Origin of the sequence: Luteimonas rhizosphaerae (assembly GCF_002849595.1) — a bacterium.
Lineage (GTDB): Bacteria > Pseudomonadota > Gammaproteobacteria > Xanthomonadales > Xanthomonadaceae > Luteimonas > Luteimonas cellulosilyticus.
Genome location: NZ_NRQR01000002.1, coordinates 212807 through 226074, shown reverse-complemented (window position 1 = coordinate 226074; position 13268 = coordinate 212807). Strand labels below are relative to the sequence as shown.

Here is a 13268-nt window from a genome sequence, read left to right as displayed (position 1 = left end):
GCATCCGCCGACTGCGTGTCCTGGTTCCGATCCTCGCCTGCGCGCTGTGGGCGACGACGTCCGTCGCGGCGGCGGACGCCGAGTCCTATCGCCTGGATCCCGTCCATACCCGCGTCGTGCTCGCCATCGACCATGCGGGATTTTCCAAGGCCATCGGCACCGTCTCCGGTGCGACCGGGACGCTGTGGACCACCGGCGAGGACTGGACGGATGCACGCGTGGACGTGTCGGTGCCGCTGGATCGGCTCGATTTCGGCGATGCCGACTGGAATCGCGCCGTCGCGGCACGCGGACTGCTCGATACGGCGCGCCACCCGGTGGCGCGCTTCGTGTCCACGCGGATCGAGGCGATCGATGCCGGGCGCGCGATCGTGCACGGCACGCTGACGCTGCGCGGCGTGACCCGCGAGGTCGCGCTCGATGCGGTGCGCAACGGCGCGCGTCGCCATCCGCTGCCGCCGTTCCGGCGCACGGTGGGGTTTTCCGCGACGACGACGCTGACGCGCGCGGATTTCGGCGTCGATGCGTGGCGGTCGATGATCGGCGAGACCGTCGAGCTGCGGCTGGAAGTCGAGGCGACGCGGGGCCGCGCCGAGGAGACTGACGATATCCCGACTGCGCCAGCCACGACGGACCCGCTCGACGACACGCCGTCCGACGTGGATCCGGAGACGAGGATCGATGCGGAGCCGCCATCGGATCCCGCACCCGAGCAGGAAGCGACGCCGTCCACCACACCGCCACCCGGAACGCCCACGTCATGACCCTGCGCAATACCGCTGATCGCTGGGGTGGTGTCAGCCAGCTGCTGCACTGGCTGGTCGTGCTGTTGATCCTGTCGACCGGCCTGATCGGTCTGTTGATGGGCGACATGCGCAACAGCCCGACCAAGATCGAGGTCTACGCCCTGCACAAGTCGCTGGGACTGACGATCCTGGCCCTGGCCGCGCTGCGGGTGCTGTGGCGTCTCTATGCCGGCGCGCCGCGTCCGGTGCCGGGCACGCCGGCCTGGCAGGCGCGACTGGCATCGCTGACCCACGTCGCGCTGTATGCGCTGCTGTTCGCGCTGCCGCTCAGCGGCTGGACGTTCAACTCCGCCGCCGGCTATCCGCTGCAATGGTTCGGCCTGTTCAACCTGCCGGGGCTGGTCGCGCGCGATCAGGACCTGCGGGCCACGGCGGGGGATGTCCACGAGCTGCTGTTCTGGACCCTCGTCGTGCTGGCCCTCGTGCACGCCGGCGCGGCGCTGTACCACCACGTGTTCCAGCGCGACGCCACCCTGTCGCGCATGCTGCCCTGGGGACGCCGCCGAGCAGACGCCCCGACCTCTTCCGCACAGGACTGATCCCATGTCGCGATGCTTCCGCCTGCTGTCCGCCGCGCTCGTCGCGGCCCTGCCGCTCTCCGCGCTGGCCGCCGATTACACCCAGGCGCCCGGCTCGTCGCTGGCCTTCGCCGGCACGTATCAGGGCGAGTCCTTCAGCGGCACGTTCCCGGATTTCCGCACGACGCTCCGCTTCGATCCGGCGGATCTCGCGACCGCATCGCTATCGGTGGCGATCCCGCTGGGCACGGCGACGACCGCAAACGCCGACTACGACGGTGAGATGCGCGGCGCGGCCTTCTTCGACGCGACGCGCTTCGCCCAGGCGACCTTCACGTCCACCGCGTTCCGCGATCTCGGCAACCGCCAGTACGCGGCCGACGGCACGCTGGAACTGCGCGGCGTCCGCAAGCCGGTCACGCTGACCTTCACCTGGACGCCCGGCGCCCGTCCGCTGCTGTCGGGACGCGCGGTCGTGCCGCGGCTCGATTTCGGCGTGGGCGCCGGCGAGTGGGCCGATACCGCGGTGATCCCGAACGAGATCGCCGTCAGCACCCGGGTCTATCTGCAGCCGGCGGGCCGGTAGGCGCTGGCGCTACCGCGTCTCCCGGCCGGTCTCGACGCCGGACCGCGCGCTGCGCTTCGTGGCGATCGCGAAAAAGTCTGCAGCGCAACCTCACGGCGGTGCGCGATCGGCCTGCGCCGTCACGCGTCGCGCGCGTCCCAGTCGCGGTGCCGGAGCGTCAGCGGCGCCAGCACGCCATTTCGCCCTCGGCGCCTCGCAGGCAGATGGTCCCGGACTCGATGACGAATCCGATGATGGCGCCCGACTCCAGCACCACCACGCCCTCCCAGATCGATGCCGCACCGCCCAGTTGCGGCAGACCTCGCGGGCCCGGACGTTCCTGCGGCCGCGCCGGGCCGTAGGTGCCCGACAACAGGCTGCGGATGCTGCCCAGGTCCACGTCGCCGGGCGCACTGGTGATCGCCCTGGTCATGACGATGCGCTGGATGGAACCAGCGGGGACCACGTCCGTGATCGCCAGCCCCGTCCAACGGGCCGCGTCCGGCCGGGACGCGGATTTGACCAGATCCACGTCCCCACCCGCCGGCAGTGCGGCCAGCGTCCCGAGCGGCACCGTCAGCAAAGCCAGCGATGCCAGCCAGGCGCGCAGCACGCCCGCATCGAACGGCCAGTCCAGTTCGCGCGCTCCGGCCGCGTCGCGGAGCACCGGCACACGCGTGCCATAAGCGGTTTCCAGGTCGTCATCGCCGTCGATGAACACGCTTTCGAACGCTGGCGACCGTGCCTGCGCCATCGCCTCGAGGGCGAGATCGCAGAGATGGCAGTCGTCGCGCTGGTAGAGGATCAGAGAAGGTGGGGGCATGCCGCAACGCGTCAGGCGGGAGTGCAGGGCTGGCCCGTAGAATAGCCACATGGCAGTCAGCACGTTCGACCTCTACAAGATCGGCATCGGGCCGAGTTCCTCGCACACCGTCGGGCCGATGCGCGCGGGCGCGCGTTTCGTGCGCCGCTGGCTCGAAGTGCCCGGGCGGATGGACGATGTGTGCCGCGTGCGCGCCGAGGTGTTCGGCTCGCTGGCTCTGACCGGTCGCGGCCACGGCACCGACAAGGCCGTGATGATGGGCCTCGAAGGCCACATGCCGAACCAGATCGACCCGGACATCATTCCCGATGCGTTGATCCGCATCCGCGGTGACAAGCGCATCCGGCTCGGCGGCACGCACGAGATCGCCTTCGACGAAAAATCCGATCTGGTGATGAACAAGCGCCAGAAGCTGCCCTTCCACACCAACGGCATGCGCTTCACCGCCTACGACGCCGACGGCGCGGTCATCGCGACGCGCGACTATTACTCGGTCGGCGGCGGCTTCGTGGTCAACGAGGACGAGGCGGCCGAAGACCGCATCGTCGCCGACACCACCGACGTGCCCTATCCGTTCTCCAGCGGCGACGAGCTGATCGCGCAGGCGAACACGCACGGCCTGAGCATCGCCAGGCTGATGCTGGAGAACGAGAAGGTGTGGCGCAGCGAGGACGAGATCCGCGACGGCCTGCGCGAACTGTGGGCGGCGATGCAGTCCTGCGTCGCGCGCGGCATCCGCCAGACCGGCACCCTGCCCGGCGGCCTGCATGTCACCCGCCGCGCGCCCGCGCTGCATGCCGAGCTCTCGTCCAAGCCCGAAGCCGGCATGCGCGATCCGCTGACGGTGCTCGACTGGGTGAACCTCTACGCGCTCGCGGTCAACGAAGAGAATGCCGCCGGTGGCCGCGTCGTCACCGCGCCGACCAATGGCGCGGCCGGCATCCTGCCCGCGGTGCTGCACTACTACGACCGCTTCTGCCCGAATTCCACCGAGCAGGGCATCTTCGATTTCCTGCTCACCGCGTCCGCCGTCGGCATCCTCTACAAGGAGAACGCCAGCATCTCGGGCGCGGAAGTCGGCTGCCAGGGCGAGGTGGGCGTGGCCTGTTCGATGGCCGCCGCCGGCCTGACCGCCGCGCTCGGCGGCACGCCGAGCCAGATCGAGAACGCGGCCGAGATCGGCATGGAACACAACCTCGGCCTGACCTGCGATCCGATCGGCGGCCTGGTGCAGATCCCGTGCATCGAGCGCAACGCGATGGGCGCGGTCAAGGCGATCAACGCCTCGCGCATGGCGTTCCGCGGCGACGGCAAGCACAAAGTCAGCCTCGACAAGGTGATCCGCACGATGCGCGACACCGGCCGCGACATGCGCGACAAGTACAAGGAAACCTCGCGCGGCGGTCTGGCAGTCAACGTCATCGAGTGCTGAGGCAATGGTGACGCTCGGCGAACCGCTGGTGACGATGGTCGGCTGGAGCATCCAGGCGCTGGAGTTGCTGGGGGTCGCGGTGATCCTCGGCGGCTTCGTGTTCGCGACCCTGCGCTGGCCCGTCGAACTGCGCCGCGCCGGCGGCCATCGCGCCTATGTCGCCTACCGCCGGCACAGCGTCCGCGGGCTGATCCTGGGGCTGGAGTTCCTCGTCGCCGCCGACATCATCCGCACGATCGTCGTCGAGTACAGCCTCGACAGCCTGCTGAAGCTGGCGATCATGGTGCTGATCCGCAGCTTCCTGGTGTTCGCGCTGCACCTGGAGATCGAGGGCCGCCTGCCCTGGACCGCACGCACGCGCGCAGCGTCGCAGGGCAACGACGGCTGAGCCGACGCGGGCCGTCTCCGGCCCGGACGCGGCGGCTGCGCTCAGCGCGGGGCGATCGCCAGCACGTCGTCGAGCAGTGCCGCTGCCGTGACGTCGGCGCCCGCGCCGGGGCCCTGGATGACCAGCGGCTGCGCGTGGTAGCGGTCGCTGTGGATCGCGACCCGGTTGTCGGTTCCCGCGCCCGCGGCCATCGGATGGTCGGCCGGCAACGCACGCAGACCGACCTGTGCCTCGCCGCCGGCCTCGAAGCGGGCGACGAAGCGCAGCACCTCGCCACGGGCCGCGGCGTCCGCACGTCGCTGCGCGAGGTCGGCATCGAGCGCGCCCCAGCGTCCGTCGAGCGCCTCGGCCGGGAGGTCCGCGAGCGCGGCCGGCACCAGGGAGGCCACGCGGACCTCGTGGCCCGGCACCGCGAACCCGGCGGCGCGCGCCAGGATCAGCAGCTTGCGGCGCACGTCTTCGCCGGACAGGTCGAGCCGCGGATCCGGCTCGGTATAGCCGGCGTCGCGCGCCTCGACGATCAGATCGGAGAACGGGCGCGTTCCATCGAAGCGTCCGAACAGCCACGCCAGCGACCCCGACAGCACGCCTTCGATTGCGTGGATCCGGTCGCCGCCGTCGACCAGCGCACGCAGGCTGCGCAGCAGCGGCAGGCCGGCACCGACCGTCGCGCTGTCGCCGTAGCGGCTGCCGACCTCGCGCACCGCATCGCCGATCGCCTGGGCCCGGCCGAGATCGCCGCCGACGCCGAGCTTGTTGGCGGTGACCACGTGGATGCCGCGCGACAGCCATTCGGGATGCCAGTCGGCGACCGTTTCACTCGCAGTCGCGTCGACGACGATGTCGCCGGGCCGCGGACTTTCGCCCTCCGCCCACGGCGGAAAGCCGCTGCGCCGTCGGGCCGCGTCGCGCGCCTGCCGCAGCACGTGCGCCAGATCGTCGCCACCGGCGATCTGGGTGCGCGAATTGCAGATCCACGACACCGCCGGCAGCGCGATGCCCTGCGCGGCCAGGCTGGCATAGCGCGCGACGAAGGCGCTGCCGACGGTGCCGGTGCCGAGCAGGGCCAGGCGTGCCGGCTGCGGCTGCGCGCGCGTGCGCTGGTGCAGGGACACGACGGTGCTCATGCGTCCACCCGGCGGCGCTGCGCGGCATCGGCCTGCGCGTCGATGACAGCCGTGGCCCGGTCGAGCGCAGCCGCGATGTCCTCCTGCAGGTCGTCCAGCGCTTCGATCCCGACCGACAACCGCAGCAGGCCGTCCGAAATGCCCGCGGCCGCGCGGGCGGCGGGGCTCATCGCCGCATGGGTCATCGTCGCCGGGTGCGCGATCAGGCTTTCGACGCCGCCCAGCGACTCGGCCAGCGTGAACTGCTGCAGGCCATCGACGAACGCGCGGACCACGTCCACCTGCGCCACGCCATCGGGCACCTGCAGCTCGAACGACAGCATCGCGCCGAAGCCCGACTGCTGGCGCGCGGCGACCGCGTGACCGGGGTGCGACGGCAGGCCCGGGTAATGCACGGTCGCGACCGCGGGGTGCGCATCCAGCAGCGCGACGATGCCGGCGGTGTTTTCCTGGTGCACGCGCAGCCGCGCGTCCAGCGTGCGCAGGCCACGCAGCGTCAGGAAGCTGTCGAACGGCGCGCCCGTGATCCCGAGCGCATTCGCCCACCACGCCAGTTGCGTGTGCAGCTCGGGATCCTTGGCGATCACCGCGCCGCCGACCACGTCGCTGTGGCCGTTGATGTACTTGGTCGTCGAATGCACCACGACATCGGCGCCGAACGCGATCGGCGTCTGCAGCGCCGGCGACAGGAAGGTGTTGTCGACGATCGCCAGGGCGCCGGCCCGATGCGCGGCTTCGATGACGAAACGCAGGTCGGTCACGCGCAACAGCGGGTTGGACGGGGTCTCGATCAGCACTACGCGCGGCGATTGCGCCAGCGCATCGGCCAGCGCGCGCGGGTCGGTCAGGTCCGCGGTAACCAGTTCGAAATGCCCCTTGCGTGCGAGCGCGTCGAACAGGCGCCAGCTGCCACCGTAGGCATCGTGCGGCACGACCAGCCGGTCCCCGGGCGACAGCAGCGCGTTGAGCACCAGGGTGATCGCGGCCATGCCGGTCGGCGTGATCACGCCGCCGGCGCCGCCCTCGAGCTGCGCCAGCGCATCGCCCAGCAGGTCGCGCGTCGGATTGCCGCTGCGGGTGTAGTCGTACTGCCGCTTCTCGCCGAAGCCGGCGAAGCTGAAGTTGCTCGACAGCACCAGCGGCGGCGTCACCGCGCCGAAGGCGGGATCGCGATCGATGCCGGCGCGGACCGCGCGCGTCGCGGGGCGACACAGCCTGGCCGTGGTGTTCTCGTCGTGGTGGCTCATGTGCGATCTCCTGTGTGCTGCAGCGCCGTCGCCAGGACGGCATCGATGCGGTCGGTTTCCTTGAGGAAGGCGTCGTGCCCGTAGGGCGAGCGCAGCACGCGCAGCCGGCCGGCCGGACCCAGGCCTTCGAGCAGCGTCACCGCGTCGGCCAGGGCGACCACGGTGGTCGGCGTGCGGATGGCGGCCGGCTCGACGCGGTGCAGGTCGATCGATTCCGACAGGCGCTTCCATGCAGTGACCGAGGTCCGCGCGACATAACGCGCCCCGGCAGCGTCGAGGTAATCCTCGGCGGCGACCCGGATCTGGCCGTTGACGACGACCGGCGCGGCGTCGAAGCGCTCGGCGAATTCCTCCGGCGTGCGGTAGCTCAGCATCGCGAACTGGCGCGCCAGCGACAGGCCCTGCCCGTCCGCGCATTGCAGCTCGCCGAGCGCGACCGCCTTGCGTTGCAGCGCGCGCCACGCGGCGGCATAGGGATGCGCGCGATGCGCGCCGCTGACCGCGACCAGCGCAGCCAGGCGCGCGGGATGCCGCGCGGCGACCTGCAGGCCGACCAGCGCACCGTAGGAATAGCCGACGAAGGCCGCCAACTGTTCGATGCCCAGCGCCTCGAGCAACGCGGCGATCGCGTCGGCCTGGTCCGCGGTGTCGATCGGCGCATCGAGCGCACCGTCGGCGCCGACATAGTCGAACGCCAGCAGGCGCAGTCGCGTCGGATCGAGGGCCCGCGCCGGGCCGACCAGGTGTTCGGCCCAGCCCGCCTCCGGAAACGCCCCGCTGGACGCCAGGTGCCGGTGCGCGGAAATGCCGCCGGCGACGAAGACCACCGGCGCGCCGGCTGCGCCGCGCAGTTCGTAGGCGAGCGTCAGGGGGCGGGGCCCGGCATGCCGCAGGGGCAGGGTCACCGTGATGCGACCGCGGATGGCGTCCATTGCGGTCGGCGCTGCCGCGGCATCGCCGGCAGCGTCCGCGTGCCAGGCGGCGTCACAAACGGGTTCGAAAAGGCGGGGAGCAGTGTCGACGAGGCTCATGGCGATGTCCGATAGGGCGAAGTCATCGCTGCCCGCGGGGAATGCCGGAAGACGCCTGATCGGCGGATGCAGCCCGACGCGCGGAGGCGTCGGGCTGCAACCATCTTCCGGTGGACACACAGGTCCCCGCAGGACTTGGCACCGCGACGGAACCGGCATCGGTGGATGCGGCTCCATCAGGTTGCCCCGGCTTCGTCGGGCCTGTCCCTCAGCCGGTCTCGATGGATGCCGTGCAGACTGCCAGCGCATTCCGGGGATGTCAATCGCTGTATGCGGATGAAGCGATGAAATAATTTCAGCCGTAACTGCGAAGATCGCGGCCCGAGGTTCCGAGCGGATGGGCATAATTTCGCGATGTCGAACCGTCTGTTTCCCGCTCTCGTCGTCGCGGCGCTCGCCGCCGGCTGCGCGTCCACGCCTCCCGTCGTTCCTCCGTCGCCGCCTGCCACGGCGTCGACGCCGGATGGCCTGCCGGTCGTCGTCGAGCGCTTCGTGACCGCAGCCCTGCCCGGCGCGGAACTCGATTCCCTCGCGACCTGGCCGACGCCCGACGGCGCCACCTGGCTGATCGCGACCGCCAAGCTCGACCATCAGCTCGTGGTGTTCGATGCGGACACCGGCGCGCCGCTGCGCACCGTCGGCAACGCGGGTGAAGCCCCCGGCGACTTCGACCGGCCGAACGGCGTGGCGGTGCACGGCGACCAGCTGTTCGTGTCGGAGCGCGACAACCGCCGTGTGCAGGTGTTCGCGCTGCCGACGTTCGCGCCGCTCCTGGACTTCGGCAGGCCCGCCCTGCGCAGTCCCTACGGGCTCTGGGTGCACGAGACCGCACCGGACACGGTCGAGGTCTACGTCACGGACAGCTTCATGGACGGCCCGGACTTCGGCCAGGTGCCGCCGCTGGACCAGCTCGACCGCCGCGTGCATCGCTATCGCGTCGCGCCGGACGACGACGGCGCCCTGCAGGCACAGGCGCTCGGCACCTTCGGCGACACCCGCGCGGCGACCGCGCTGCGCATCGTCGAATCGATCGCCGGCGATGCGGGCGCCGACCGTCTGCTGATCGCGGATGAGGACCTGCGCGACGGCGCGACCGTGCGTGGCTACGACCTGGCCGGACGCCCCACCGGCGACGATCTACCCGGCGGCAGTTTCCTCGCCGAGCCCGAAGGCATCGCGCTGTGGGCCTGCAGCGTCGATGGCGGCTACTGGATCGTCGCCGACCAGCTGCGGCCGCTGACGGTCTTCCGCCTCTTCGACCGGCAGACGCTGGCGCCGGCCGGCGCGTTCACCGGCGCGGCGGTCGCCTACACCGACGGCATCGTCCTGCACGCGGCGGGCACGCGCCGCTTCGCGCACGGCGCGCTGTATGCCGTGCACGACGACCGTGCGATCGGCGCATTCGATCTGGCCGAAATCGCACGGACGCTGCAACTGGATCCGGCTTGCGCCGGCTGACACCGCCGGCCGCCCTCGCACGGTTCGCGTTGCTGCCGACGCTGCTGCTGTCCGCCACGCTGGCCGCGCAGAGTCCGTCGACCGGTGGCTGGCAAGGCGCCGCGGCCACTGCGGACATGCACGCGCAAGGCGTGCGCCTGCGCCTCGCGACGACCGACGATGGCGTGCTGGCGATCGCCGACAACCCGCTGGCGGGCCCCGTCGAAGTGCTGTTGCTCGCATCGGGATCCACCGCGCCCCGCAGCGTGCCGGCCCTGCCCGCCCGTGCCACGGTGCCGGCGCGCGGCAGCGTGGTCGTGGCGCGACTGCTCGCCGGAGCCGGCATCGACACGTCACGTGCCACGTTGCGGCTGCAGGCCGTCCCCGGCGTGCCGGGCGCGCGTCCGCGCGACGTCGAGTACCGGTTCCCGTTGCGCGATGCGCCGGTGCGGGTCACCCAGGGTTTCGGCGGCGGCGTCAGCCACGCCGATGACGAGAACCGCCATGCGGTCGACTTCGCCGTAGACGAGGGCACGCCCGTGCTTGCCGCACGCGACGGCACGGTGATGCAGGCCGAGGCGCGGGTCGCGGGCACCACGCGCCTCGGCAGCGGGCAGCACGCGGACGCTGCGGAACGCGCCAACTTCATCCGCATCCTGCACGACGACGGGACGATGGCGCTGTACGCGCATCTGCAGCGCGGCGGCGTCGTGGTCGCGCCCGGCGACCGCGTGCGGCGCGGCGCGGTCATCGGGTTCTCCGGCAACACCGGCGCCAGCAGCGGCCCGCACCTGCATTTCGTCCTCCAGGCCAACCACGGGCTGCGCCTGGTCTCGGTGCCGTTCCGGATGTTCGGACCCGGCGGCATCCTGCGCTTCGACCTGCCGCCCGCGGCGGACGCGTCGTCGCCCTGACCGGCCGGACGCCGCGCGGAAGCCGGCGCGTATAATCCCGGGCTTCCCGAATCAACGGAGTGCACGCGGACGCGTGCGTGCCCGCATGTCCGACGTCGCCACCGAATCCGCCCGCCGCCGCACGTTCGCGATCATTTCGCATCCCGACGCCGGCAAGACCACGCTGACCGAAAAGCTGCTGCTGTTCGGCGGTGCGATCCAGATGGCCGGCTCGGTCAAGGGCCGCAAGGCCGCACGCCATGCGACGTCCGACTGGATGGCGCTGGAGAAGGAGCGCGGCATCTCGGTGACGAGTTCGGTGATGCAGTTCCCCTACGAGGGCCGCATCGTCAACCTGCTCGACACACCCGGCCACGCCGACTTCGGCGAGGACACCTATCGCGTGCTGACCGCGGTCGACTCGGCGCTGATGGTCATCGACGTCGCCAAGGGCGTCGAGGAACGCACGATCAAGCTGATGGAGGTGTGCCGCATGCGCGACACGCCGATCATGACCTTCATCAACAAGCTCGACCGCGAGGGCAAGGAGCCGATCGATTTGCTCGACGAGGTCGAAAGCGTGCTCGGCATCCAGTGCGCGCCGGTGACCTGGCCGATCGGCATGGGCCAGCGCCTCAAGGGCGTGGTTCACCTGGTGACCGGCGAGGTGCACCTGTACGAACCCGGCCGCAACTTCACCCGCCAGGACTCGACCATCTTTCCGTCGCTCGACGCACCGGGCCTGGCCGAGAAGATCGGCGCGGCGATGCTGGCCGACCTGCGCGACGAACTGGAACTGGTCCAGGGCGCGAGCCACCCCTTCGATCTCGAGGCCTATCGCGCCGGGCGGCAGACGCCGGTGTTCTTCGGCTCGGGCGTCAACAATTTCGGCGTGCAGCCGCTGCTCGACTTCTTCGTCGAGCACGCCCCGGCCCCCCGCGCGCGCGGCACGACGACCCGCGACGTCGCCCCCGAGGAACCGAAGCTCAGCGGCTTCGTGTTCAAGATCCAGGCCAACATGGACCCGATGCACCGCGACCGCGTGGCCTTCATGCGCGTCTGTTCCGGCCGCTTCGTCGCCGGCATGAAGGCCTTCCACGTGCGCACCGGCAAGGAGCACAAGCTCGCCAACGCGCTGACCTTCATGGCCAGCGACCGCGAGATCGCCGCCGAGGCCTGGCCGGGCGACGTCATCGGCATCCACAACCACGGCACGATCTCGATCGGCGACACCTTCACCGAAGGCGAGGCGATCGCGTTTACCGGTATTCCCAACTTCGCGCCGGAGCTGTTCCGCCGCGCGCGGCTGCGCGATCCGCTGAAGCTCAAGCAGCTGCAGAAGGGCCTGGCCCAGCTGTCGGAGGAAGGCGCGACCCAGTTCTTCAAGCCGATGATGAGCAACGACCTGATCCTCGGCGCGGTCGGCGTGCTGCAGTTCGAAGTGGTGGCCTACCGGCTGAAGGACGAGTACGGCGTCGATGCGAGCTTCGAGCCGGTGCAGGTGACGACGGCCCGCTGGATCCGCTGCGACGACGCGAAGAAGCTGGAGGAGTTCCGCGACAAGCACGCGATGCACCTCGCCTACGACGCCGCAGACCAGCTGGTCTACCTGGCGCCGACCCGGGTCAACCTGCAGCTGGCCGAGGAGCGCGCACCCGGCGTGACCTTCATGGCGACGCGCGAGCACGCCAACGCCAGCGCCGGCTGACCGGGACGATGCATTGCACGCCGCGTTCTGACAGACCCGCGGCGCATCGTCATAATCGCGATTCCCCTGCGCGGATCCTGCCTGCATGACGTCCACGATCTCGCTGCGCGCCCGGCGCGAGGAACTCGCGAGTGCCCTGACCCATGGCCTCGGCGCCGCCGCGGCACTGGCCGCGGGCGCGGTGCTGATCACCCTCGCCGCGCTGTACGGCAACGGCTGGCAGCTGGTCGCGTCGATCGTGTTCGGCGTGTCGCTGCTGATGCTCTACGTCGCCTCGACGCTCTACCACTCGATCAGCCATCCCGTCGCCAAGGGCCGGCTCAAGGTATTCGACCATTGCGCGATCTACCTGCTGATCGCCGGCACCTACACGCCGTTCACGCTGATCGGCCTGCGCGGCACGCTGGGCTGGTCGCTGTTCGCCGCGATCTGGACGCTGGCGCTGGCCGGCGTGGTGTTCAAGCTGTTCTACACGGGCCGCTTCCGCGGCCTGTCGACGGCGATCTACATCGCCATGGGCTGGCTGGTGATCCTGGCGATCGGCCCGGTCGCCGCTGCGCTCGATACCTGGACGCTGGGCTGGATCATCGCCGGTGGCGTGTTCTACACGGCCGGCACCTTCTTCTACATGCGTGATTCGATTCCCTACGCGCACGCGATCTGGCACCTGTTCTGCATCGGCGGCAGCGTCTGCCACTACGTCGCCGTGCTCGCCCAGGTGGTCCCGGCTCGCTGATCGCATCTCGACAGCGGGCCGTGATCCGGGCCGTTATCATCGTGACTGGCCTTCTGGGGTGCCCGCGATGTTCGTCTCCACGCTGATCCGCCGCTCGCTGCCGGCGAGCCTGTTGCTGCTTGCCGCCTGCGGTGGCGCCGCTCCCGAACCGGTGACGCAGGCCGCGCCGCCGCCGGCCGACCCCGAGCCCACCGTCGAGACGGAAACCGTCACCGATCGCTACACCTGCCCCGGTGCGGGGCGCATCGACATCGTCCGCGACGGTCGCTACGCGCGCCTGACGATGACCGACGGCCGCGTCGTCTTCATCGGCGCCATCCAGGGCAGCCGGCCGCCGATCTGGTCCGAGGTCGGGCTGCGGTTCGTCGCCGATGGCGACTTCATCGAACTGTCGCAGGAGAGCGGCCGCGTCGTGCCCTGCACACTCGACGACGAAGTTGCCGCCCCGGATGCCACGGCCGGCTGATCGAGTCCGCCAGGTGCGTCGCCGTGGGCCTGCCCACGCGGCCACCGACGGACCATTCCACCTCACGTTCACCCGTATTTGATCGGCAAGC

At 70.8% G+C, this 13268-nt stretch carries 13 protein-coding genes, 1 pseudogene and 1 riboswitch; of the genes and pseudogenes, 10 read left to right on the top strand and 4 right to left on the bottom strand.

Features of this window, described 5'->3' with window-relative positions; all coding sequences use genetic code 11:
- Nucleotides 1–11 precede the first annotated feature (11 nt).
- Genes CJ022_RS01440 through CJ022_RS01430 form a run of 3 tightly spaced genes read left to right on the top strand, consistent with a single transcriptional unit; the run spans nucleotide 12 to nucleotide 1910 of the window.
- Complete coding sequence (locus CJ022_RS01440) at nucleotides 12–764, top strand: YceI family protein (RefSeq protein ID WP_425490815.1); 753 nt, start codon at nucleotides 12–14, stop codon at nucleotides 762–764.
- Nucleotides 761–1345, top strand: a complete 585-nt coding sequence (locus tag CJ022_RS01435) for a cytochrome b (protein ID WP_101924921.1) — start codon at nucleotides 761–763, stop codon at nucleotides 1343–1345. Before CJ022_RS01440 ends, CJ022_RS01435 begins: the two co-directional genes overlap by 4 nt.
- A gap of 4 nt (nucleotides 1346–1349) precedes the next feature.
- A complete protein-coding gene (locus CJ022_RS01430; protein WP_101924920.1) occupies nucleotides 1350–1910 on the top strand; it encodes a YceI family protein in 561 nt (186 codons plus the stop codon).
- 571 nt (nucleotides 1911–2481) lie between these two features.
- Here CJ022_RS01430 and CJ022_RS17350 read toward each other — a convergent pair.
- Nucleotides 2482–2712: pseudogene (locus CJ022_RS17350) on the bottom strand (glutaredoxin family protein); the annotation flags it as partial.
- A gap of 49 nt (nucleotides 2713–2761) precedes the next feature.
- On the opposite strand from CJ022_RS17350, the gene CJ022_RS01420 reads away from it, so the two are divergent.
- Nucleotides 2762–4144 (top strand): L-serine ammonia-lyase, encoded by a 1383-nt coding sequence (locus CJ022_RS01420; protein ID WP_101924918.1) that lies wholly within the window; start codon nucleotides 2762–2764, stop codon nucleotides 4142–4144.
- A 4-nt stretch (nucleotides 4145–4148) separates the two neighbouring features.
- Nucleotides 4149–4532: a DUF1622 domain-containing protein gene (locus CJ022_RS01415; RefSeq protein WP_199171400.1), complete on the top strand. Its 384-nt coding sequence runs from the start codon at nucleotides 4149–4151 to the stop codon at nucleotides 4530–4532.
- A gap of 41 nt (nucleotides 4533–4573) precedes the next feature.
- Here CJ022_RS01415 and CJ022_RS01410 read toward each other — a convergent pair whose 3' ends face one another.
- Genes CJ022_RS01410 through metX form a run of 3 tightly spaced genes read right to left on the bottom strand, consistent with a single transcriptional unit; the run spans nucleotide 4574 to nucleotide 7838 of the window.
- Nucleotides 4574–5659, bottom strand: a complete 1086-nt coding sequence (locus tag CJ022_RS01410; protein ID WP_101924917.1) for a homoserine dehydrogenase family protein — start codon at nucleotides 5657–5659, stop codon at nucleotides 4574–4576.
- The gene (locus CJ022_RS01405; protein ID WP_101924916.1) at nucleotides 5656–6906 is read right to left on the bottom strand and encodes an O-succinylhomoserine (thiol)-lyase; all 1251 of its coding nucleotides are present in this window, start codon (nucleotides 6904–6906) and stop codon (nucleotides 5656–5658) included. Before CJ022_RS01405 ends, CJ022_RS01410 begins: the two co-directional genes overlap by 4 nt.
- Nucleotides 6903–7838, bottom strand: a complete 936-nt coding sequence (gene metX / locus CJ022_RS01400; protein ID WP_425490813.1) for a homoserine O-succinyltransferase MetX — start codon at nucleotides 7836–7838, stop codon at nucleotides 6903–6905. The genes CJ022_RS01405 and metX overlap by 4 nt, the downstream gene beginning before the upstream one ends.
- Nucleotides 7839–8034: 196 nt before the next feature.
- Nucleotides 8035–8165: riboswitch (SAM riboswitch) on the bottom strand.
- A 126-nt stretch (nucleotides 8166–8291) separates the two neighbouring features.
- Between metX and CJ022_RS01395 the strand changes: the two genes are divergently transcribed.
- The 5 genes from CJ022_RS01395 to CJ022_RS01375 all read left to right on the top strand — a co-directional run bounded on the left by CJ022_RS01395 (nucleotide 8292) and on the right by CJ022_RS01375 (nucleotide 13177).
- Nucleotides 8292–9395, top strand: coding sequence for an NHL repeat-containing protein (locus CJ022_RS01395; protein ID WP_101924914.1), 1104 nt, complete (start codon nucleotides 8292–8294; stop codon nucleotides 9393–9395).
- Nucleotides 9383–10288 carry a M23 family metallopeptidase gene (locus tag CJ022_RS01390; protein WP_233198543.1) on the top strand — a complete coding sequence of 302 codons (906 nt, stop codon included), beginning with the start codon at nucleotides 9383–9385 and terminating at the stop codon, nucleotides 10286–10288. Before CJ022_RS01395 ends, CJ022_RS01390 begins: the two co-directional genes overlap by 13 nt.
- An 85-nt stretch (nucleotides 10289–10373) precedes the next feature.
- Nucleotides 10374–11975, top strand: coding sequence for a peptide chain release factor 3 (locus CJ022_RS01385; RefSeq protein WP_101924913.1), 1602 nt, complete (start codon nucleotides 10374–10376; stop codon nucleotides 11973–11975).
- 85 nt (nucleotides 11976–12060) lie between these two features.
- Nucleotides 12061–12711, top strand: coding sequence for a PAQR family membrane homeostasis protein TrhA (gene trhA, locus CJ022_RS01380; RefSeq protein WP_101924912.1), 651 nt, complete (start codon nucleotides 12061–12063; stop codon nucleotides 12709–12711).
- A 67-nt stretch (nucleotides 12712–12778) separates the two neighbouring features.
- Nucleotides 12779–13177: a hypothetical protein gene (locus tag CJ022_RS01375; RefSeq protein ID WP_101924911.1), complete on the top strand. Its 399-nt coding sequence runs from the start codon at nucleotides 12779–12781 to the stop codon at nucleotides 13175–13177.
- Nucleotides 13178–13268: the final 91 nt, after the last annotated feature.

What these genes read in the sequence shown, in the direction of transcription:
- CJ022_RS01435 (WP_101924921.1), top strand. Translation starts at nt 761, where the DNA reads ATGACCCTGCGCAATACCGCTGATCGCTGGGGTGGTGTCAGCCAGCTG.
- CJ022_RS01430 (WP_101924920.1), top strand. Translation starts at nt 1,350, where the DNA reads ATGTCGCGATGCTTCCGCCTGCTGTCCGCCGCGCTCGTCGCGGCCCTG.
- CJ022_RS01420 (WP_101924918.1), top strand. Translation starts at nt 2,762, where the DNA reads ATGGCAGTCAGCACGTTCGACCTCTACAAGATCGGCATCGGGCCGAGT.
- CJ022_RS01415 (WP_199171400.1), top strand. Translation starts at nt 4,149, where the DNA reads ATGGTGACGCTCGGCGAACCGCTGGTGACGATGGTCGGCTGGAGCATC.
- CJ022_RS01410 (WP_101924917.1), bottom strand. Translation starts at nt 5,659, where the DNA reads ATGAGCACCGTCGTGTCCCTGCACCAGCGCACGCGCGCGCAGCCGCAG.
- CJ022_RS01405 (WP_101924916.1), bottom strand. Translation starts at nt 6,906, where the DNA reads ATGAGCCACCACGACGAGAACACCACGGCCAGGCTGTGTCGCCCCGCG.
- metX (WP_425490813.1), bottom strand. Translation starts at nt 7,838, where the DNA reads ATGGACGCCATCCGCGGTCGCATCACGGTGACCCTGCCCCTGCGGCAT.
- CJ022_RS01395 (WP_101924914.1), top strand. Translation starts at nt 8,292, where the DNA reads ATGTCGAACCGTCTGTTTCCCGCTCTCGTCGTCGCGGCGCTCGCCGCC.
- CJ022_RS01385 (WP_101924913.1), top strand. Translation starts at nt 10,374, where the DNA reads ATGTCCGACGTCGCCACCGAATCCGCCCGCCGCCGCACGTTCGCGATC.
- trhA (WP_101924912.1), top strand. Translation starts at nt 12,061, where the DNA reads ATGACGTCCACGATCTCGCTGCGCGCCCGGCGCGAGGAACTCGCGAGT.
- CJ022_RS01375 (WP_101924911.1), top strand. Translation starts at nt 12,779, where the DNA reads ATGTTCGTCTCCACGCTGATCCGCCGCTCGCTGCCGGCGAGCCTGTTG.